Below are 20755 nucleotides of genomic sequence, written 5' to 3'. Positions count from 1 at the left end.
CATGCTTCGCATCGTCCTCTTTCTCATTCTGATCGCATTGGCGGCGGCCGGCGGAGCCTGGGTTGCCGATCAGCCCGGCGATCTGGTCCTGACCTGGGGCGGTCTCCGTGCCACGACGACCTTTCCCGGGTTCGTGCTCGGGCTTGGCATCTTCGCAGCCGCGATCGTGCTGGTCTGGAGCGTCTTGACCATGATCTGGCGCATGCCGGGGCGTCTGCGCCGCCGTCGTCATGAGAAGCGCCATGCCCGCGGTCGCCACGCGATCACTCACGGCCTGCTCGCGATCGGTCATGGCGACACCGCGCTTGCCCGTCGACATGCGGCAGCGGCCCGACGGCATGCGCCGAATGATCCGCTCGCGCTGCTCTTGCACGCGCAGTCGGCGCAGCTCGAAGGCAATCGCGACGAAGCGCAGCGCGTCTTCCGCGCCATGACCGAGCGTGAGGACACGCGGCTGCTCGGCCTGCGCGGCCTCTTCATCGAGGCGCAGCGCGCCGACGATGCGCTCGGCGCCGTGACGATCGCGGAGGAAGCGATCAAGCTGTCGCCATCCTCGACCTGGGCCTCCCATGCCGTGCTTGGCTTCCGCTGCGCGCGCGGCGACTGGGGCGGCGCGCTCGCGATCCTCGATTCGAATCTGTCCGCGGGTCTGATCGACAAGGGGACCTATCGCCGGCAGCGCGGCGTCCTGCTCACCGCGCGCGCGCTGGAATTGGAAACCATGGACCGCGACGTCGCGCGCGAGAGCGTGATGGAGGCGATCAAGCTCGCGCCGACCCTGGTGCCGGCCGCGGTGCTCGCCGCAAAATTCGAGAGCGAAGCGCATCAGGTGCGCCGCGCCATGAAGCTGCTCGAGGCCGCCTGGCTCGCCAATCCGCATCCCGATCTTGCGGATGCCTATGCCCATGTGAAGCTCGGCGATTCCGCCCGGCAGCGCTTGCAGCGGGTCGAGACGCTTGCGGCCAAGACGCCTGCCGACAAGCCCGGCCATGTCGAGGGCCAGCTCGCGATCGCGCGCGCTGCGATCGATGCCTCCGAGTTCGCCCGCGCGCGCGAGGTGCTCGCACCGTACCTCGACGATCCGACCCAGCGCGTTGCGCTGCTGATGGCCGAGATCGAGCGTACCGAGCACGGCGATGGCGGCCGTGCGCGCGCCTGGACCTTGCGTGCGGTGCGGGCCCGCCTCGATCCGGCCTGGACTGCGGACGGCTATGTCAGCGACCGCTGGCGTCCGGTCTCTCCGGTCACCGGCCGTCTCGACGCCTTCCAGTGGCAGACGCCGGTCGCGAGCCTGCCTTCCGACAAGGGCACCACGATCGAATCCTCGGCCTTCGAGGAGGCCATGCTGGCGGCACCGCCGCCGAAGCGAGTGACGGCGGCCAGCAAAGCGCCGGTGGAACCGGTGGAGACGGCGCCAGCGCCGGCTGCCCAGGACAATTCCCCTCCTCAGGCCAAGGAAGGTTCCAAGGAAGGTTCCGAGGAAGCTCCCATGGAAGCTCCCAAGGAGGCTGCCAAGGAAGAACCAACGATCGTGGCTTCCGAGCCGGTTGATCCGGCTCCCGCGCCTGCCGAATCATCGCCGCCGGCGGCAACGCCGGTATTCCGGAGCCGCGCCGACATTAGCAAACCCGGACCGGCCCCCATCCCTGCCGTGATCCCGATCGTCCGCGCGCCGGATGATCCCGGGGTCGACGACGAGGGACCGAGCGACGAATTTACGGAACAAATCGGCACGCCAAAGGCCCAGGCCGGCGGGTGGCGCGGATTCTGGTCTCGCTGGGGCGCGTGAGGCCCATTTTGAACGCCGCTTGTCCTTGCCAATTCGGGCCATGCCCGATATCAGGGGCGCGCGTATCGGGGCCGGCATTGTCCTGGCTCCGGCAGGGTTCGCCGCAATAGCTCAGTCGGTAGAGCACGTCATTCGTAATGACGGGGTCGGGGGTTCGAATCCCTCTTGCGGCACCACCACTTAGCTGTCCAGCCCGGAGACATAGGTAACAGGTCGTACCTGAGACATGGGTGACAACCTCGTGCCGAACGGGCTGTCGAGGGTTGCAGGGTCACTCACTCCACGCATTTCTTGGCACGGCCATTATAGCTCGGCCCGCACGTTCACTGCGCGCGCGAAGGGCGCAGCCTGAGTGATCGTGATCACGTAACCTCAGGCGGGCTTCCCGTAACGTCCCGGTTACGCCAACACGGGGAGATTTCACATGCGCAAGATCATTCTGGTTGCCGCCATGCTCCTGGCCTCTGCGTCTGCCCAGGCAGGCGGATCCCGCAGCCTGTCACTGGCCGCGGCAGGCGAGCAGACCTCCGCGCCGCAAATCACGACCACTTCGGCGACGGCCGCTCCGACGCAGGTGAGCGACGTCGTGCCAGCCAATGAGGCTCCGAAATATTCCGATCGTCCGCCGGCAGTGTCGCTTTCTGCGCCGGCTGCGCCGACCGCTCCGGCCGTGACGACGCCCACGACGAGCTCCGCGCAGGTCACGACGATCAAGCCCGCCAGCAAGACCACGGCAACGGCGGACAAGCCGAAGCACAAGCGCAGCTGGACCGAACGTCGCATCATCGGCGAGCTGCACCGCCACGGCATCTACTGGTAACAGCCGCTTGCCCAAAGCAAATGGCCGGGGGAAGGGCCCGGCCATGCGCATATTGAAGCGGTGATCGCGCTTACTGCGAAACCGTCTGCACCACACTTGCGATCGGACGGGCGCTCGAGGTCGGCACCTTCAAGTCCTTCAGCAATGCCTCGTCATATTCCGGCAGCGTCTGAATGGTCGTCTTGGCCTTCATTTGCACGATCTTGTAGCCGCCGGCCTTGAGCCGCGCGAGCAGCGCCGGCATGGCTTCGCCGGTGTGCTTCTGGAAATCGTGCATCAGGATGATGCCCTTGCCGAGCTTGTCCAGCCTGGTCATCACGGTCTCGACGATCTTCTCCGGCGTGGCGCCCTTCCTGAAGTCGAAGGAGTCGATGTCGGTCGAGAACATCGCGACGTTGCGGGTGCCGAAATAGGTCACCATCGCGGGATTGTGCTGAAGCTGCGGGAAGCGGAAGAACGGCGCCGGATTGGTGCCGAGCGCGAATCTCACGGCGCTGAAGCCCTTCTCGACCTCGTCCTTGACCTGCTGCTCCGTCATCTTCTTGCTGTTGAGGTTGACATGCGACCAGGTGTGCGTGCCGACCGTGTGGCCCTGGGCCAGCACCTGGCGCAGGATCTCCGGATGATAGGTTGCGTGCTTGCCGACCGAGAAAAACAGGCCCTTGGTGCATTCATCCGCGAGCGCCTTGAGTACGGCGGGCGTATTGACCGGCCACGGACCATCGTCGAAGGTCAGCACGACCTCCTTCTCGGTGAGAAAGTCGAACTGCTTGAAGTGCTCGAAGCCGAAGCCGGCACCGCCTGTGGTGTCGATCTCGACCACGCGGGCAACGCCCAGCGCGTTCGGATTGGCGCAGGCCTGTTTCTGCTGCACCGGCATGGCCGGGGCGGGCGCCGCGGCAGCTGCCGCCGGCTTGGCCGCGATCGCCGCGGTGGTCTCGACGTCATCCTTGGCGGCGAGCTTCGCCGGTGCCGGCAATGGATCGGCGGCACGGGCGGCAACTGTCTTGGGGGCGCCCTGATCGGCGCGCGCGGAATAATAAAACCAACCGCCGGCGGCGATCACGACCGCCGCAACTACACTGGCCAGCATCAGGCCCAACGCATTACGCATCGCTATTCTTTCCAATTACGCAACCAAACCGGCGGAATTTCCCGCGCGACGAGCCATTAATGCGAAGGAACAGTTAACGTGACACCAACGCGACGCCGGTCGCGTAGGAATTTCAGCGAAGTGCGCCAAAGTGACTGAGGTCACAGAGGCTGTGCCTCCCGTGACCATCATCACAGTGGAAACGGTTTGGCCGGAGCATCGTAGTTCCCATCAACAACCGGCGCCGTTCCGACGGTGCCAATGGGAGCTTCAAATGACCAAGTCGTTTTCCAGCAAGATCCGCGACACCAGTCTGGCCCTGGGCTTTGCCGCCATCGTGTCGACCGTCTCGACGACCTCGGGCTTCGCCTTCTCGGCCGAAGCGCAGCAGATGTGCACCGGCGATGCCTTCCGACTCTGCTCCGCGGACATTCCCAACATCCCGAAGATCACGGCGTGCATGATCAAGCATCGTTCTGACTTAACCGCCGGCTGCCGCGCGGTGATGGACAAGGACCTCGCCAAGGGCGCGTCGCGCAAGGTCGCTGACGCGCAGGACAAGCAGTAAGCAACACGGCGATCGTTGCGTCGGATAGCTCCCCTCGCGATGTACCCCGGGGTCAAGCCGGCGCCATGCGGTGGCACGTTGCAGCCAGTCAACAAAGCCGTTGCGGCCTTAGGACCATCGCACTAGCTTCGCCCGCACATTCTTTGCGGTAGAAGGCATTACGCGATGGCTAGATTTCTTTTCGTTATTTCTTTGCTCCTGTGCGCATCGGCCGCGTCCGCGCAGCAGCAGCCCGGCCACGATGCCTGCGCGCGTGATGTCAGTCGCTTCTGCCGCGCCGTGATGAACAATGGCGACGGCGCTGTGCTCGCCTGCCTGAAGCAGAACCGCACCCGGCTGAGCAAAGGCTGCGACAAGGTGCTGACGGATCACGGGCAGTAACCTGTCATTCCGGCCTCGCGCCTGACGGCGCGCTGCGGAATGACGAACGTGAGGCTTACGTGCTGCTCCCCGCCGCGGTCGCGACCACCGGCAGCACTTCGCTATTGGCGCGGTCCGGCGTGTCCTCCTTCCAGCGCACCGAGCCGAACGGACGCTCCAGCATGCGCCGGATCCGCACCGGCTCGGGGCCGATGTGGAAGGCCATGGCTTCCTGATGCAGAGCGCGTTCGGACTGAGTCGAACGGTTGCGCTGGCGTAAATAGTCAAGCCACGTCGGACAATGATAGCGCTCGGTCCACAATTCCGGATCGGCGATGTCGCGTGCGATCGACCAGCCATAGGCGCCGTTCCGCTGCCGGGAGAGCTGTACGTCCTGCATCACATTGTGGAAGGCGCGGGCATTCTCTTGGCTTACGCGGTATTCGATCTCAACCACCAGAGGCCCGCTGCGGCCGGTCAGCGACAGCTTCACCTCAGGATCGGCCAACACCTCGGCATCCTCATTGCGCGCGCCGACGCGCGGCATCGCTAGCCAGACGCCGAGCAGCGGCGAGATCAGCATCAGGCCGGCCGCGACCAGGAGTGCGACCTCGACCCCGGCATAGTCGGTGAGATGGCCCCAGCCCCAGGCGCCGATCGCGATGCCACCCGAGATCGAGGCCTGGAACGCCGCGAGCGAGCGGCCCGCGACCCAGCGCGGCGCCGAGAGCTGCACGCCGATATTGAACAGCGCGATCGCGGCCATCCAGACCGCGCCGGCCAGCACCAGCGCAGTTGCCGTCAGCACCGGCTCCGTGCTCAAGCCGACCGCGGCCATCGCAAACGCCATCGAGATGGTGCAGGCGCGGATCGCGGCTTCGCCGCTCATGCGCTTGCGCAATTCATGGATGTTGAGCGCGCCGATCACGGCCCCCATGCCGAAGGCGCCGAGCATGATGCCGTAGGTCTGCGCGCCGCCATGCAAGAGGTCGCGCGCGACCAGCGGCATCAGCGCCATCACGGCCCCGCCGATCAGGCCCATCACCAGCGTGCGCAACAGCACGATCTTGATCGGCGGCGAATTGGTGATGTACCGGAAGCCCGAGACCATCGCGCGGTTGAGCTTCTCTCGTGGCAGGCGCGAGGGTTCGGTGTTGCGGCGCCAGAGCAGCAGGACCACCAGCAGCGGCAGATAGAGAATCGCGTTGCAAGCGAACGCCGCCACCGCGCCGAGCGCAGCGACGATCACGCCGCCAACCGCGGGACCGAAGCTGCGCGCGATGTTGTAGCTGATGCCGTTGAGCGCGACGGCCGAGGGCAGTGCGTCGGGCGGCACCTGTTCGCTCACCGAGGACTGCCAGGCGGGGCCGAACAGCGCATTGCCGCTGCCGACGACGAAGCAAAAAGCGAGCAGCAATTCGGGAGTGATCAGATTAAGGCCGGCCAGCACGGTGAGCGCGCTCGCGCCGACCAGCGCGATCGACAGCGAGACCAGGGTGACGATGCGTCGATCATACATGTCTGCGATGGCGCCCGCCGGCATCGAGATCAGCATGATCGGCAACATCAGCGCGGTTTGCACCAGCGCCACCTTATCGGCCGAGGCCGCCATCTGCGTCATCGCCCAGGCGGCACCAACGCCTTGGATCAGGAGGCCGAGATTGGAGAGCAGGCTGGCAAGCCAGATGCGCCGGAATACGGTGTACCGCAGCGGCGCGGTGATGCCGTCGGCGACAATTTTCTGGCGGTTCCTCTGCTCGGTCATATCCCCTTCCAAACGGTCTGGCAGAAATGGTCCTGGCGATTCCGGCAAATTCAGTGATGCCTGCGAAAGTCCTTCGCTGTCCAGTGATTAGGCCAGTATAAGCGGTGCAAAGAGGCGTTTGCCGGGGAGGAACAGATGAAGCTGTCGCGACGGACGATCCTGCAAGGGGTCAGCAGCTTGCCTTTCGCAGTTGTGAGCTTGCCGGCAGGCGCGATGGCCCAAACCGCACCGGCCGCCACGCCAAGCACTGAGCTGCCGCCGATCCTGTTCGTCCACGGCAACGGCGACTACGACGCGCTCTGGATGACGACCTTGTGGCGGATGGAATCGAACGGCGTCGCACGCGATCGCATGGCGGCGATCAATTTCACCGATCCGCTTGCGCGCAGCGACGACAAGGTCGAGCAGGCGAACCGGTCATCGACAGAAGACCAGCGCCGCGAGCTCACCGCCGCCATCGCTGACCTGAAGCGCCGTACCGGCGCGTCGCGCTTGGCGCTGGTCGGCAGCTCCCGAGGTGGCTATGCGATCCGTAACGTCATCAAAAATGGCGGTGCCGGCGATGTCAGCCACGCCGTGTTGTGCGGCACGCCCAATCACGGCGTGTTCGCGACCGACGACCAGCCCAACAACGAGTTCAATGGCCGCGGTGCATTCCTGCGCGGCTTGAACGACGGCGAGAGCGAGGTGACGGCGGGCACAGCTTTTCTCACCTTGCGCAGTGACGGCCTGGACAAATATGCACAAGCCGACGGCCGTTTCATCGGAAAGCCCGGCGTCCCGACCGGTATTACCGCGGAGGGGCCGGAGCTGAAGGGGGCCACCAACCTCGTACTCGGTGCGCTCGATCATCGCGAGGTGGCGTTTCATCCGCGCGCATTTCGCGAGATCTACAAGTTCGTCGCCGGGCGCGAGCCGATGCGCATCGCGATTGTGCCGGAGCCAAGCGTGAAGTTGAGCGGTTTGGTCACGGGCACGCCGGGCGGCGTGCCGACCAACCGTCCGGCGGCCGGCGCAACCGTCGACGTCTTCCGCGTCGATCCCGAAACGGGAGAGCGCAAGGGCGTTGCGCTGCACAGCTCAAAGACCGGTGCCGATGGCCGCTGGGGACCGGTGCAGATCGATCCTACCTGGTCGCTCGAATTCGTCCTGGTATCTCCCGACACGCCGACGACGCACATCTACCGCTCGCCATTCCCGCGCTCGTCGGACGTCGTGCACCTGCGGCCTGCGCGCCCGCTCGGGCCGGCTGACAAGGACGCAGGAGCTGTCGTGATCATGTCTCGGCCGCGCGGCTATTTCGGCCTGCCGCGGGACGTGGTGCTGCTCGACGGCAAGGAGCCGGCCGACGTCAAACCGGGCGTGCCCACGGATGCGGCAGCAACCCTGCGGCTTCCGGCCAGCGAGGTCGGGCGTAACATCGTGGCCCAGTTTGGCGAAGAACGGATTGTGGCACGCGCCTGGCCCGCCTCTGAGAGCAGGATTGCGATTGCCGAGCTGACTTATTAGCTGTTTGCTTGCGTCACTTCCGCCGGAGAGAGCCATGAACATCGCCAGCGTGCATCGGCCCATCATCCCTCCGACCCCGCCGCGTGCGCCGGACGACATGTCGTTCTTTGGCAAGCTCGCGGTGATCCGCCAGAACATGATCGCGACCTGGGGGCAGCGCGCCTATGAGGAAGACGTCATCCCGGGCCGCTTTTTTTTCCGCAACAGTTTCATCCTGAACCAGCCGGACGCGATCCGGCACGTCCTGCTCAGCAATTACGAGAACTATACGCGCACGCCGGCGGGCATCCGCATGCTGCGCCCGGTGCTCGGTGACGGCCTCCTGATTGCGGAAGGTCATTCCTGGACCTTTCAGCGCCGCACGCTGGCCCCGGCCTTCACGCCGCGCGCTACCGCAAATCTCGTCCCGCACATGACCGCGGTGCTCGACGAAGCGATTGCGAAGCTCGACGCGCGAACCGGCGAGCCCGTCGATCTGCGCGAGGTCATGCAGCGCATGACGCTCGAGATCGCCGGGCGCACGATGTTCTCGTTCGGCATGGACCGCCATGGCGCGACCTTGCGCAATTTCATCATGGAATATGCCGCGCGGCTGGGACGGCCCTATTTCCTCGACATGGTGCTGCCGGTGTCCTGGCCGAGTCCGATGGATCTTGCACGGGCGCGCTTTCGCAAGCGCTGGACCGAATTCGTTGCCATGCTGGTCGCCGAACGGCGCGCGGCGGGCAAGAAGGACGGCGCGCCGCCGCGTGACCTGTTCGACCTCATGGACGAGGCCCGCGATCCTGAAACGGGCAAGGGCTTTTCCGACGAACAGCTCGTCGACGAGGTCGCAACCATGATCCTGGCGGGTCACGAGACTACGGCGACGGCGCTGTTCTGGGCGCTCTATCTGCTGTCGCTCGACCCTGACACGCAGGAGGAGGTCGCCTCCGAGACCTGCGGCGAACATCTCGACAGCATGGCCGACATCGAGCGGCAGAAATTCACCCGTGCCGTGATCGAGGAGACCATGCGGCTCTATCCGCCCGCCTTCCTGGTCGCGCGTGCCGCGCGCGAGAAGGACAACGCGGCCGGCATCGAGATCGGCAAGGGCGACATCATCATGATCGCGCCGTGGCTTTTGCACCGGCACGAGAAACTGTGGGATCAGCCGAACGCGTTCATTCCAAAGCGCTTCATGGCGAAAGAGCCGCCTGATCGCTTCGCATATCTGCCGTTCGGCGCCGGCCCCCGCGTCTGCATCGGCGCGCCGTTTGCGCAAGCCGAATCGGTGCTGGCGCTGGCCCGGCTGATCGGCGCGTTCCGCGTCGAGCTTGCCGATACCGTTCCCGTGATTCCGCATGGCGTCGTCACGACGCAGCCGGACCACTCACCCATGTTCCGCATCACGCGTCGGTAACGGATGCTCGTCTGGCCGATGGCGTGATCCACCTTAGACAGAGCCCCGCCATGAGCGACATCCAGGCCCAGTTTTCCGTTCTGAAGCAGACCGCCGACGCCAAGGTGGTCGACGCGATTGCGCAACTGATCGCCAATGGTCAGGACCGAGACCTCAACCGCATCAACGTGCTGGATTTTGCTGATCGTGCCGGGCTCGATCAGGAGAAGGTCATTTCCGGATTTCTGCACGCATCGCGGCTAGGCCTGTTCGACATGAGCTGGAACGTGCTGTGTCCCGGCTGCGGAGGAGTTCTGGGTGCGCATACGACGTTGAAATCCCTGAAGCATGAAGACTACAACTGCGCGCTCTGTGCAGCTGGGTACGAGGCGTCAGTCGATGAGATGGTCGAGGTGGCTTTTACCGTCAGTCCGCGTGTCCGCCGGATCGGTGCTCACGATCCCGACACGTTGCCGATCTGGGAATATGTGCGGCAGATGTTCTGGAGCTCCGGCGTCGACATCAACGATGAATCGTTCTCGCGCCTGATCAACGAAGTGACGCTGGAAGCGCTCGAATTGCCTGCCGGCGAAAAGGCGATCCTCTCGCTGAAGCTTCCCAGCCAGTTCGTCATCGTCTTCGAGCCGGTCACGCATTCCGCCCATTTCCTGGATGTTCAGGGTGAGCCGACGAGCGAACGTCAGCAGCTTTCGATTATGTTCAACAAATTAGAGGCGCCTACGGGGACCACTGTGATGCGCCCTGGACCGTTGCGCCTCACGCTCGAGAATCAATCAGGCAATCGCGTGTTGCCCTCGGTGTGGATTGCCGCCGACGCGTTGCATGAGATGATCGGCAAGCGCAAGCCCATTCTGACGGCCAAGCGGATGCTGTCCAATCAGACGTTCCGCGACGTCTTCAAGGCCGACAACCTCAATGTCGACCAGCGATTGAAGATCACGTCGCTGACCTTCCTGTTCACTGACCTGAAGGGGTCGACGGCGCTGTACGAGCGAGTCGGTGATCTCAGTGCTTTTGACCTCGTGCGCGCGCATTTTCGTGCGCTGCTGGAGATCATTGCCGCCGAGAAGGGGGCGGTTGTGAAGACAATCGGCGACGCTGTCATGGCGACCTTCGTCAGACCTGAGCACGCAATTACCGCGGGGCTGCGCATGCGCGCAGCCATGGATGAATTGAACAGGGAGCGCGGCGCCAACGATCTCATTCTCAAGATCGGTATTCATGAGGGGCCTTGCCTCGCGGTGATGCTCAACGAGCGCCAGGATTATTTCGGCCAGACCGTCAACATCGCCGCGCGCGTGCAAAGCCTGTCGACCGCGCAGGAGATCCACATCACCGGCCCAGTGCTCGATGTGCCGGCGGTTGCCGAAATCCTTCAGCAGCGCGAGATCAAGCCAATCCAGAAGCAGGCGGCTCTGCGCGGCATTGCCGACAAGATGGTGGTGTACGAGATACCGTGAGGGATGCGTCCGACATGCGCTCCGTCGCAATGACGGCGTGGCGGCGGATGCGCGCTACATCCTCCAGCGTCGATCGGACCGGACATAACGCCAACCGGCAGATTGCCGAAACGTAATGCGGCGCGCGGAACTGACGCACATTGCGCCGGTTGAATTTGCGCCTCATATAATGCTGGTAGCATCCGCCCCTCGCGGCTTCATCGATCTCGGTAGGACTTTATGCTCGACGGCCTGCGCCAATTCATCGCCGACATTGTTGCTCCCCACGACCAGACTCGCGCATTCGGCGACAGCGACTATCGGCTGGCGGCCACGGCGCTGCTGATTCACGTGGTCTCGCTGGACGGTCAGCCGAGCGCAGCCGAGCAACGTAAACTGCATAGCCTGATCGAAAGCCACTTTGGGCTGGATCGCGGCACTGCGGACCGGCTGATCGCCGACGCCACCGAGGTCGAGGGCGAGGCGGTCGATCTCTATCATTTCACCAGCGTCATCATGCGCTCGCTCGACGAAGAGGGTCGCAAGCGCATTGTGCGGATGATGTGGGAACTGGTCTATGCAGACGGCCAGGTCAGCGAGTTCGAGGATAACGTCGTCTGGCGCGCCTCCGATCTGCTCGGGATTTCGCAGCGCGACCGGATCGACCTGAAGCACGCGGTCGCGGACCGAGCCGGTGGTCAGGTCAAGGACAGCGCGGTCGCGGCTGACGGCTCTGGCCTCGACTGATCGCGGCCTGCGCGGAGACATGACGAAACTTTAATTTATCCGCCGCCTGCGCCGAATTCGCCTGCAAATCAAAGGTTTTTCAAGGCGGCTTGTCGTTCTGCTCAAGCGGCCATGCTGGCGGCGCAGCTTGCATGTCGCGCGTGGCCTATGCTCTCGTTCCACCATTGCGGGGCCAAAAACTTGAATTCAAGAGACTTCGATCGTGACTGAGCGGGTGACGCTGATTACCGGTGCCTCGGCGGGTATCGGCATGGAGCTGGCGCGCGTGTTTGCCGCCAACGGGCATCGCCTCGCATTGACCGCGCGCCGGGCGGGCCGGTTGGAAGCGCTTGCCGCGGAGCTGGCCGCCAAGGGCGGCAAGAAACCGATCGTGATCGCCTGCGATCTCGAGGAAGCGGATGCCGGCGACAAGATCGCGGCAGCGCTTGCCGCCGAAGGTGTCGAGCTCGATCATCTCGTCAACAATGCCGGCTTCGGCGTGTTCGGTGATGCGATCGAGCGCGATCGCGTCGAGCAGCTCGGCATCGTCGATGTCAATGTCCGGGCCCTGACGGATCTGTCGCTGCGCTTTGCCGATCAGCTCATCAAGAACAGGGGCGGTCTTCTCAATGTCGGATCTGTCGCCGGCTTTCTGCCTGGCCCCGGCATGGCCGTCTACTACGCCTCAAAGGCCTATGTCATCTCCTTCACCGAAGCGCTGCGGGCGGAGCTTGCACCGCGCGGCGTCCGCGTCACCGTGCTTTGCCCGGGCCCTGTGCCAACCGAATTCCAGGCTCGCGCCGGCGTCGGATCCCAACATGATACGGCGGTTCTCAACGTCTCTGCCGCCGAGGTGGCCCGCGATGCGTATCGCGGTCTGATGGCCAACAAACGGGCAGTGCTGCCTGGTCTGGGCATCAAGATCGTGCCGTTGGCGCTGCGTTTCTTCCCGCGGGGCTTCATCCTGGCCGCGACCAGCCGATTCCAGAGGCGCAGATCCTAGAGAAGGCCTGAGGCGTCCGTAGTGGCCCGGAGCTTGCTTTGATCTCGGTGTGTGCGCGAACTCACACGATGTTAACCATCGCTTAGCTATGCTGGCGGTCTGAACCGATAGCACTCGCAGAGGCCATGTCGTTCCGGACGGACAGGTTTCGTCGCGCAGAATTGGTGCCCCTCCGCAAGAGGACGCCTGGCGCGGCCGCCTTCGCCTCCGAAGCCCGGCTCCCGGTTCTGATCGTCCTGCATCAGGAATCCTCGAGCCCCGGCCGAGTCGGCAACGCCCTGCGCGCGCTCGGCCATCGTCTCGACATCCGGCGACCGCGCTTCGGCGACGCCCTGCCCGAGACGCTCGATCAGCATGCCGGCGCCGTGATCTTCGGTGGCCCCATGAGCGTCAACGATCCCGACGACTACATCCGCCGCGAGATCGACTGGATCGAAATTCCGCTCCGCGAGCAGCGGCCGTTCCTCGGCGTCTGCTTAGGCGCGCAGATGCTGGCGATGCAGCTCGGGGCCCACGTCGCGCCTCATGCGGAGGCGCTGGCCCAGATCGGGTACTACCCGATCAGGCCCACTGCCGCGGGACATGCGCTCTGCCCGCACTGGCCGGAGCAGGTCTACCACTGGCATCGCGAGGGATTTGATCTTCCGGTCGGCGCCGAGCTGCTCGCCGAGGGCGATGATTTTCCGGTGCAGGCGTTCCGTACGGGCAATGCCTTCGGTGTGCAGTTTCATCCAGACGTGACCTACGCGATGATGTGTCGCTGGACCACGCGCGGCTATGATGGCTTCAGCGCGCCGGGTGCGCGGCAGCGGCATCATCATTTTGCAAATCGTGCCGTCTACGACGCCGCGGAACGCGCCTGGCTCGATCACTTCATCGATGGCTGGCTGGCGCGCCGGCCGGCGCTTGCGCAAGCCGCCGAGTGACCGCGCCTTCGCGCGAAGCCCTTGCCTCTCCTCTGAATATGCTAGGCTCTCTGCCAACGAGCGCGCACGAACGCGCCGGCAAAGGGAGAGCGCCATGGCCTACGAGCACATTCTCTATGAAGTGAGCGACAAGATCGCAACCATCACGCTCAATCGCCCGGATCGCATGAACGCGTGGACGCCGATCATGGAGCGCGACGTGCGTCACGCGATGGAAGCGTCAAGCATCGACGACAATGTCCGCGTCATCGTGCTCACTGGTGCGGGCCGCGCCTTCTGCGCCGGCGCCGACATGGATGCGCTGAAAGGGCTCGACCCCGATGACGTCAGACGCGCCTCGAACCTGCCGCCCTTTGACATGAACCGCCGGCCGGATTGGCAGACGCGCTACGGCTATTACCCATCGATCAAGAAGCCGATCATTGCCATGCTCAACGGCGCGACCGCGGGCATCGGCCTCGTCCACGCGCTCTATTGCGATCTGCGCTTTGCCGCCGACAACACGGTGTTCACGACCGCCTTCGCGCGGCGCGGTCTGATCGCCGAGCACGGCATATCCTGGATGCTGCCGCGCATCGTCGGTCATGCCAACGCGCTGGACCTGTTGCTTTCGGCCCGGCGCGTGCCGAGCGCGGAAGCGCTGCGGATCGGGCTGGTGAACCGGCTCTGCTCGCCGGAGAAACTGCGCGAGGAGACCTATGCCTATGCCCGCGACCTCGCCGATTTGGTCTCACCGAGCGCGATGGCGGTGATCAAGCGGCAGCTTTACGAGGTGCCGTTCCAGACGCTGGCCGAAGCGACGATCGAAGCCAACCGAGAGATGATGGTGGCGCTGAACGGCAGCGATTTCCGGGAAGGAGTCGCAAGCTTCATCGAGAAGCGGCCACCGCGGTTTACGGGGAAATAGGGGCAGGAGCTTCGAACAGTCCGTTTTCGCCCTTTGGGCTTCACCGGACACCACGCTTCGCCCTTGCGGCTCCGACGTGGCTGCGCCACGCGGAGCCCGAAGGGCGAAGCGTGGTGGAGCCAGGCGGGATCGAACCGCCGACCTCGTCATTGCGAACGACGCGCTCTCCCAGCTGAGCTATGGCCCCTTTGCTGGCCGCTCTGGTGAATGCGGCCGACAACCGGGCGCCATTTAAGTCCCCGCCAAGGTCAAGTCAAGGACGGGTATAACCCGGTTTTAGCCATCCGCGCGCCGACTTCCCTTGTTTGGGTCGGGGGGAACCGATATCAAGCCAACGGCGTCAATCCCGACCGGAGCCAGAGTTTTCAAAAACCATGCGTGCCGTTCTCGACATCGTCATCATCGTGCTCGATCTCTACGTCTGGCTGCTGATCGCGTCCGCGATCCTGTCCTGGCTGATCGCCTTCAACGTGGTGAACACCCGCAACCAGTTCGTCTCGGCGGTGGCGGAGTTCCTGTACCGCATCACCGAGCCCTTGCTGGCACCTATTCGCAATTTCCTGCCCAGTCTCGGCGGCCTCGACATCTCGCCGATCATCCTGATCCTGCTGATCATGTTTATCGAGCGGGTGATCCTGTATTACATCTACCCGAACGTGATCTAGGCAGGCTGGAGCGCCTTGGTTGCCAAAGAACCCTGGCGTCCCTCCGGCACAGGAATCAGCATCGCGGTGCGGGTGACGCCGCGCGGCGGCCGCGACGACATCGACGGGATCGAGCAGCTCTCCGACGGCCGCAGCGTGCTCAAGGTGCGGGTACGCGCCATTGCCGATGGTGGCGAGGCCAACAAGTCGGTCTTGGTCCTGCTGGCGAAATCGCTTGGTGTGCCCAAGGCCAACGTCAGGCTTTTATCCGGGGCGAGCTCGCGGCTGAAGCAGATCGCGATCGAGGGCGATTCGGCAGGGCTCGGCGAAGCCTTGCGTCAGCTCGCTTTCGTCAAATCGATAGACCATGGGAACTGACATGACCGCTAAAATCATCGATGGAAAAGTCATTGCCGCGGAACTTCGCGGCCGCGTCGCCGAGGAGGTCGCCCACGTCAAGCGCGAGCACAATCTGGTGCCGGGCCTTGCGGTGGTGCTGGTCGGCAACGACCCTGCCAGCGAGGTCTATGTCCGCTCCAAGCACACCCAGACGCAAGGCGCCGGCATGGCCTCGTTCGAGCACAAGCTGCCGGCCGACGTTTCGCAAGCAGACCTCTTGGCGCTCGTCGCAAAGCTCAACCGCGATCCGGCCGTGCACGGCATTCTGGTGCAACTGCCGCTGCCGAAGGGGCTGAACACCGAGGCCGTGATCAACGCCATCGATCCCGCCAAGGATGTCGATGGCCTGAATCCGAGCAATGCCGGCCGGCTCGCCGGCGGTTTTGAGGCGCTGTCGCCCTGCACGCCGCTGGGCTGCATCATCCTGACCAAAAGCGTGCACGCTTCGCTCGAAGGCATGAACGCTATCGTCATCGGCCGCTCCAACCTGGTCGGCCGTCCGCTGGTGCAGTTGCTGCTGAACGAGAACGCCACGGTCACGATCGCGCATTCGCGCTCGCGCGATCTGCCTGCCCTCGTGAAGCGCGCCGACCTCGTCTATGCCGCTGTCGGCAAGCCGGAGATGGTGCGCGGCGACTGGCTAAAGCCGGGCGCGACCGTGATCGACGTCGGCATCAACCGCATCCCCAAACAAGACGGCAAGACCCGCCTCGTCGGCGACGTTGCCTATCAGGAAGCGCTTGGGGTTGCCGGCGCGATTACGCCGGTGCCGGGCGGCGTCGGCCAGATGACGGTCGCCTGTCTGCTGGTGAATACGCTCCGTGCCGCCTGCGCGATCACAGGGCTGCCGAAGCCGGCGGTGTAGGTTGTCGTCATTCCGGGGCGGCTCGAAGAGCGAACCCGGAATTTCGGGCCACACACTTCTGGATTCCGGGTTCGCTCTTCGCGCGCCCCGGAACGACGGTTATTTCGTTACTTCTTCTTTTTCTTCTCGCGCTCAATGCCTTCGAGAATCAGCTTGTGCGCGTCCTCGGGGCCGCCCCAGCGCAGGATTTTCACCCACTTGCCCTTCTCAAGATCCTTGTAGTGCTCGAAGAAGTGCTGGATCTGCTGGAGCGTGATGTCAGGCAGGTCAGAGTAGCTCTTCACCTTATCGTAGCGCTGCGTCAGCTTCGACGACGGCACCGCCAAGATCTTTTCGTCGCCGCCGGCTTCGTCTTCCATGAACAGCACGCCGACCGGCCGCACGCTCATGACGGCGCCGGGAATGATGGCGCGGGTGTTGATGATCAGGACGTCACAGGGATCGCCATCATCCGACAAGGTGTGCGGGATGAAGCCGTAGTTCCCGGGGTAACGCATCGGCGTGTAGAGGAAGCGGTCGACCACGAGCGTGCCGGCCTCCTTGTCCATCTCGTATTTGATCGGTTCGCCGCCCACGGGGACCTCGATGATGACATTGACGTCATGTGGTACGTTTTTCCCGATCGAGACCGCATCGATACGCATTCAAGGCTCCGTTGTTGCCGAGGTGACATCGCGCCCGGCAGCGATTTTGGCGCTGTCATACGCGGGCTTGGCCCGCTGATCCATCGCGTTTTTGTGAAATAATGAATCCGGCGATCACCGGCCCAAGTGGCAACGGTATCGACGGATGGAAACGCTGCCGATTCAGGTTTCAGCAGCTCAATTGGTCCAGGCGAAGGCAACCTTGTCGAGCGACTTCGGCCCGAACCGCTCCGAGGAGCGTGCCACCATGCGGCCGCCTAGGGCACGGTAGAACTCGGTGGCCGGATCGTTGTCCGACAGCGCCCACACCACCATGCTTTTCAGGCCGCTCTGCATCAGGTCGCGGCGGGCGGCGGCGAACAGGCGGCGGCCGAAGCCGAGGCCCTGGAATTCAGGACGCAGATAGAGTTCGTAGATCTCGCCGTCGAAATGCAAGCTGCGGGCACGGTTGCGGCCATAATTGGCGTAGCCTGCGATCTTGTCGCCGAACACCAGCACGCTGACGCGGCTGCCCTTGCGGATCGCACTGTCCCACCATTGCGGACCGCGGCGGTTGATCAGCTTCTCCAACTCGGCGCCGGGAATGATGCCCTGATAGGCCGAGCGCCAGGCTTCGTCATGGGTCGACGCCACCGCAGTTGCATCTGCGGCTTTGGCCGGCCGGACTTCGATCAGGGTTGTGCTCATGGACGCGATCAAACCAAGTCGCCGCGCCGGCGGCAAGACCTATCGTTAATTATCGGTTAACCTGTGGACTTTCTGCATCAGTTTTTAACCATGTTGTACCGAAAGAGGACAAGCCGCCGTTCAGAACGGGATCGGCCTGCCATGCGCCGGTGCAAAACTCGCCTGCGGCGCCTAATGAATGCGATGGCTGCGCAAAAAGTCTGGCCGGAGTGATTCGTTCCTCCTGGAGCATGATCCGGAAAAGTGTGGAGCGGTTTTCCGAAAAGATTATGCTCAAACAATAGTCTAAAGCGCGATGATCATTCGTCTTCATCTCATCGCGCTTTCGTGTGACATCGCTGTCGGTGTCCGCCTCCTCTGGCAATTCATGCGGCTCCTCATCACCCCTGCGCTTCTGTGTTTGCTGGCCGTGCTGACTGCGTCACCTCTGTGCGCTCAGACCACGTTTGGCCCCTCCGGAGAGGAGGGCGAACCGTTTCGCCGGCAACAGTGGCGCGTGCCGTCGCCGGATACCAGCATTGCCGCGCATGCGCTGCTGTTTCGCCCTGTCGGCGCCGGCCCGTTCCGGCTCGCGGTCATCGCCCACGCCTCGACGCAGAATGGCTTGCGTCGCGCGCAAATGCCGCGACCGGAATATCGCGCGCTCACGGCGTATCTCGTCGCGCACGGCTTTGCCGTGCTGGTGCCGGAACGGCTCGGTCACGGCGCGACCGGCGGCCACTATGTCGAAGACCAGGGCGGCTGCGACGAAGCGGACTACGCGCGATCGGCCCGCGCAACGGCCGACGAAATCCGGCTCGCGCTGGACTATTTGCGAAAGCAGGAATTCATTCGCAAGGACGCTGCAACGGTGATCGGCCATTCCGCCGGCGGCTGGGGCGCGCTGGCACTCGCCAGCGCCGAGCCGAAGGCGGTTTCCGTCATCATTGCATTCGCGCCAGGGCGCGGCGGCCATGCCAATGATGAGCCGAACAGGATCTGCGCGCCGCATACGCTCCTTGCGGCCGCCGCCGAATTCGGCAAGACCGCGCGCATCCCCGTCACGTGGCTCGTTGCCGCCAACGACAGTTACTTCGCTCCGGCATTTTCTCAAAGACTGGCTGAGGCGTTTGGCGGCGGTGGCGACAAGCTCGACTTTCGTATCCTGCCGGCCGTCGGCAGCGAGGGTCATTGGATGATCGAAACCGAGGCCGGCGTCAAAGCCGCAACCGGCGAGCTCGCGCGCACGCTGAACCAGGGCAGGCCGGTGGCGGCCAAGAAGCCATGGGACAATCGCTGATGCCTGAATGGCCCGACGACGATGTGATCCTGTTCGATGGCGTGTGCATTTTCTGCTCGCGCTGGGTCCGCTTCGTCGCCGCCCGCGATACGGCGAAGCGGTTTCGCTTCACGCCGGTCCAGTCGGATTATGGGGCGCGGCTCGCGCGCACGTTCGGGATCGATCCGCACGATCCCGATACCAATGCAGTGATCCACGGCGGCGAGGTGTTCATGAAGTCCGATGCCGCGCTGACGGTGCGGTCTCAGCTCCCCGGCTGGGAATGGGTGCGCCGGCTGTTCGCCGTGCCGAGGCCGCTGCGGGATCCCGTGTACAGCCTCGTCGCACGCAGCCGCTATCGCATCTTCGGCAAGGACGATGCCTGTTTTGTGCCCGATGCCGATTACGGGCGCGGGTGATCGACTAGTATCCTCGTCATTGCGAGGAGCGAAGTCACGAAGCGATCCAGAATCTCTCCGCAGAAAGACCCTGGATGCTTCGCCGCGCTCGCAACGACGGAGCTTGCGGTCATGGCCTGCCAAGGGCCGCCAACACTTCCCTGGCCGCTCGCTCGCCGCTGTCGCGCGCGCCATGCGCTGTCGAGAAGAAATTTGGCGAGGTTGCCTCGCCCGCGAAGAACAGCCGGCCATCAACCGGCGCGGCCAGCACGGCGCGATCGCCGGCGTGACCCGGCAGCGCGTGCGAATAGGAGCCGCGGGCGAAAGGATCGTGCGCCCAGCGCGACTCGCGCAGGGATTTTAGCTTGCGGCGGATGTCGTTGCCGAGAAAGCCTGCAATCTCGTCGATGCTATGGGCGGCGAAGGCGCCCTCGCCGGCATCTTCCAATTGACGCGCAAAGCTGCCGCCGAAGAAGCCATCGATGCAGGGCTGCCCGAATGGGCGGATGTGATAGGTGCCCATCGCGGTGCGCATGGTGGCGCCGCGCAGGTTTCCCTCGGTCGGAAAGGCTTCAGCATCCGCGAGCGCCAGTGTCACCTTGTCGTTGACACCGAGCGGCAGGCCCCGTGCGGCATGGAGCTTGGCGGGAAGCGGCGGGGAAAAGCGGATCGCCTCATCGGCAATCAGATTGGTCGGGACGGTGACGATCACCTTGTTCACGGTCATCGTGCCCTGCGAGGTCTGGAGCCGGATGCGCTGACCGGAGTGATCGACCAGCGTGACGTTGCAGCTGAGCGCGACCGGACACGGCGCGCCATAGGCCGCGATCAGCGTTCCATATCCGGCTCGCACGCGCCAATTGAAATACGTGTCCTCGTAGCGCTCCATGTCGAGGATCGAGACTTGATCGAGTTCGCACCCGTTCACATAAGTCGAGACCGCGTCGATCATCGGATTCCAGCGGTTGCCAGGCTCGAGATAGCAGGAGGCCGGCGCGTCCTCGCCGCTTTCCGCGGCCTCCCAGGCGCGTTCGTAGAATTCGTCGATCGCGTCTGCGAAGGCGATGCGCTCGGCTTCCGGAAAGGCGTCGCCATAAGCGCGATCGCCCCAAGGCGGCAGATCCGTGTTGATCTCGAAGCCGAGCTGGCGGGCAATCGCAACGAAGGAATTCTTGTCGGCCGAGTGCAGCCAGCCGCAGCCGACGTCGAAGGTCACGTCAGGCGAGGCCTGCACGGTCCAGGCGCGGCCGCCGAGCCGGTTACGCGCCTCCAGCACGATCACGGAGAGGGCGGAGCCATGCAGCGCATGCGCGGCGCCAAGGCCGGCGGCACCCGCGCCGATGATCGCGACGTCGGCGGAGGAGGGAAGGGAGGTCATGGGCAGGCTCTAGCACGTTCGCCAATTGTCCTGAAGCCGGCCAGGTATGCAGCTCTCGTGTCCCGGACGCGCTGCAGCGCCTGCGCTGCTGCGCAGAACCGGGACCCAAGTCGACGGGTAAACGAAACGAGAGTGCTGGGCCCCGGCTCTGCACCGCATCGCTGGTGCGCTGCGC

General features: G+C 64.3%; 22 protein-coding genes and 2 tRNA genes. 17 read left to right on the top strand and 7 right to left on the bottom strand.

Annotation, left to right across the window (positions count from 1 at the left end):
• Position 1 precedes the first annotated feature (1 nt).
• From IVA96_RS31340 to IVA96_RS31330, 3 genes are all read left to right on the top strand, one after another.
• Positions 2-1789 carry a heme biosynthesis HemY N-terminal domain-containing protein gene (locus IVA96_RS31340; RefSeq protein WP_247280003.1) on the top strand — a complete coding sequence of 596 codons (1788 nt, stop codon included), beginning with the start codon at positions 2-4 and terminating at the stop codon, positions 1787-1789.
• Between the two features lie 100 nt (positions 1790-1889).
• Positions 1890-1965: transfer RNA gene (locus IVA96_RS31335), tRNA-Thr, on the top strand.
• Between the two features lie 248 nt (positions 1966-2213).
• Positions 2214-2609 (top strand): hypothetical protein, encoded by a 396-nt coding sequence (locus IVA96_RS31330; RefSeq protein ID WP_247280004.1) that lies wholly within the window; start codon positions 2214-2216, stop codon positions 2607-2609.
• A gap of 70 nt (positions 2610-2679) precedes the next feature.
• On the opposite strand, the gene IVA96_RS31325 is transcribed toward IVA96_RS31330, so the two are convergent.
• On the bottom strand, positions 2680-3723 hold the full coding sequence (locus IVA96_RS31325; RefSeq protein WP_247421332.1) for a polysaccharide deacetylase family protein: 1044 nt from the start codon (positions 3721-3723) through the stop codon (positions 2680-2682).
• A gap of 253 nt (positions 3724-3976) precedes the next feature.
• Here IVA96_RS31325 and IVA96_RS31320 point away from each other — a divergent pair, with 253 nt between their 5' ends.
• Together IVA96_RS31320 and IVA96_RS31315 are read left to right on the top strand one after the other, a co-directional pair.
• Entirely contained in the window at positions 3977-4270 is a 294-nt protein-coding gene (locus IVA96_RS31320; protein ID WP_247280006.1) for a hypothetical protein, read from the top strand.
• Between the two features lie 165 nt (positions 4271-4435).
• The gene (locus IVA96_RS31315; protein ID WP_247280007.1) at positions 4436-4651 is read left to right on the top strand and encodes a cysteine rich repeat-containing protein; all 216 of its coding nucleotides are present in this window, start codon (positions 4436-4438) and stop codon (positions 4649-4651) included.
• Between the two features lie 55 nt (positions 4652-4706).
• On the opposite strand, the gene IVA96_RS31310 is transcribed toward IVA96_RS31315, so the two are convergent.
• Positions 4707-6395, bottom strand: a complete 1689-nt coding sequence (locus IVA96_RS31310) for an MFS transporter (protein WP_247280008.1) — start codon at positions 6393-6395, stop codon at positions 4707-4709.
• Positions 6396-6530: 135 nt separating this feature from the next.
• On the opposite strand from IVA96_RS31310, the gene IVA96_RS31305 reads away from it, so the two are divergent.
• The 7 genes from IVA96_RS31305 (at position 6531) to IVA96_RS31275 (ending at position 14307) form a co-directional block, all read left to right on the top strand.
• Positions 6531-7904, top strand: coding sequence for a hydrolase (locus IVA96_RS31305; RefSeq protein WP_247421330.1), 1374 nt, complete (start codon positions 6531-6533; stop codon positions 7902-7904).
• 34 nt (positions 7905-7938) lie between these two features.
• Positions 7939-9306 (top strand): cytochrome P450, encoded by a 1368-nt coding sequence (locus IVA96_RS31300; protein WP_247280010.1) that lies wholly within the window; start codon positions 7939-7941, stop codon positions 9304-9306.
• 50 nt (positions 9307-9356) lie between these two features.
• Complete coding sequence (locus IVA96_RS31295; protein ID WP_247421328.1) at positions 9357-10766, top strand: adenylate/guanylate cyclase domain-containing protein; 1410 nt, start codon at positions 9357-9359, stop codon at positions 10764-10766.
• 219 nt (positions 10767-10985) lie between these two features.
• The gene (locus tag IVA96_RS31290; protein WP_247280012.1) at positions 10986-11492 is read left to right on the top strand and encodes a TerB family tellurite resistance protein; all 507 of its coding nucleotides are present in this window, start codon (positions 10986-10988) and stop codon (positions 11490-11492) included.
• Between the two features lie 202 nt (positions 11493-11694).
• Positions 11695-12474, top strand: coding sequence for an SDR family oxidoreductase (locus tag IVA96_RS31285; RefSeq protein WP_247421325.1), 780 nt, complete (start codon positions 11695-11697; stop codon positions 12472-12474).
• 125 nt (positions 12475-12599) lie between these two features.
• Positions 12600-13400 carry a glutamine amidotransferase gene (locus tag IVA96_RS31280; protein ID WP_247421324.1) on the top strand — a complete coding sequence of 267 codons (801 nt, stop codon included), beginning with the start codon at positions 12600-12602 and terminating at the stop codon, positions 13398-13400.
• 94 nt (positions 13401-13494) lie between these two features.
• On the top strand, positions 13495-14307 hold the full coding sequence (locus IVA96_RS31275) for an enoyl-CoA hydratase (RefSeq protein ID WP_247421322.1): 813 nt from the start codon (positions 13495-13497) through the stop codon (positions 14305-14307).
• Positions 14308-14418: 111 nt separating this feature from the next.
• On the opposite strand, the gene IVA96_RS31270 is transcribed toward IVA96_RS31275, so the two are convergent.
• Positions 14419-14494, bottom strand: a tRNA-Ala gene (locus IVA96_RS31270).
• 187 nt (positions 14495-14681) lie between these two features.
• Between IVA96_RS31270 and IVA96_RS31265 the strand changes: the two genes are divergently transcribed.
• From IVA96_RS31265 to folD, 3 genes are read left to right on the top strand one after another with little or no spacing between them, the layout of a single operon-like run.
• Complete coding sequence (locus IVA96_RS31265) at positions 14682-14972, top strand: YggT family protein (RefSeq protein ID WP_008539240.1); 291 nt, start codon at positions 14682-14684, stop codon at positions 14970-14972.
• 15 nt (positions 14973-14987) lie between these two features.
• A complete protein-coding gene (locus IVA96_RS31260) occupies positions 14988-15329 on the top strand; it encodes a DUF167 domain-containing protein (protein WP_247280016.1) in 342 nt (113 codons plus the stop codon).
• Position 15330: 1 nt separating this feature from the next.
• A complete protein-coding gene (folD, locus tag IVA96_RS31255) occupies positions 15331-16215 on the top strand; it encodes a bifunctional methylenetetrahydrofolate dehydrogenase/methenyltetrahydrofolate cyclohydrolase FolD (protein ID WP_247421319.1) in 885 nt (294 codons plus the stop codon).
• A 107-nt stretch (positions 16216-16322) separates the two neighbouring features.
• Here the strand turns inward: folD and ppa are convergent, their stop codons facing one another.
• From ppa to IVA96_RS31240, 3 genes are all read right to left on the bottom strand, one after another.
• Positions 16323-16859: an inorganic diphosphatase gene (gene ppa, locus IVA96_RS31250; protein ID WP_158668697.1), complete on the bottom strand. Its 537-nt coding sequence runs from the start codon at positions 16857-16859 to the stop codon at positions 16323-16325.
• Positions 16860-17036: 177 nt separating this feature from the next.
• Positions 17037-17546 (bottom strand): GNAT family N-acetyltransferase, encoded by a 510-nt coding sequence (locus IVA96_RS31245; protein WP_008136728.1) that lies wholly within the window; start codon positions 17544-17546, stop codon positions 17037-17039.
• A 49-nt stretch (positions 17547-17595) separates the two neighbouring features.
• A complete protein-coding gene (locus tag IVA96_RS31240) occupies positions 17596-17910 on the bottom strand; it encodes a hypothetical protein (RefSeq protein WP_247280018.1) in 315 nt (104 codons plus the stop codon).
• 3 nt (positions 17911-17913) lie between these two features.
• Between IVA96_RS31240 and IVA96_RS31235 the strand changes: the two genes are divergently transcribed.
• Complete coding sequence (locus IVA96_RS31235; protein WP_247421317.1) at positions 17914-18825, top strand: alpha/beta fold hydrolase; 912 nt, start codon at positions 17914-17916, stop codon at positions 18823-18825.
• The gene (locus IVA96_RS31230) at positions 18825-19223 is read left to right on the top strand and encodes a DCC1-like thiol-disulfide oxidoreductase family protein (RefSeq protein WP_247280020.1); all 399 of its coding nucleotides are present in this window, start codon (positions 18825-18827) and stop codon (positions 19221-19223) included. The genes IVA96_RS31235 and IVA96_RS31230 overlap by 1 nt, the downstream gene beginning before the upstream one ends.
• A gap of 109 nt (positions 19224-19332) precedes the next feature.
• Here the strand turns inward: IVA96_RS31230 and IVA96_RS31225 are convergent, their stop codons facing one another.
• Positions 19333-20580, bottom strand: coding sequence for an NAD(P)/FAD-dependent oxidoreductase (locus IVA96_RS31225; protein WP_247280021.1), 1248 nt, complete (start codon positions 20578-20580; stop codon positions 19333-19335).
• Positions 20581-20755: the final 175 nt, after the last annotated feature.

Source organism: Bradyrhizobium sp. 159, assembly GCF_023073795.1.
In the GTDB taxonomy this organism is placed as follows: domain Bacteria; phylum Pseudomonadota; class Alphaproteobacteria; order Rhizobiales; family Xanthobacteraceae; genus Bradyrhizobium.
This window is presented reverse-complemented; position numbering and strand designations above follow the sequence as displayed.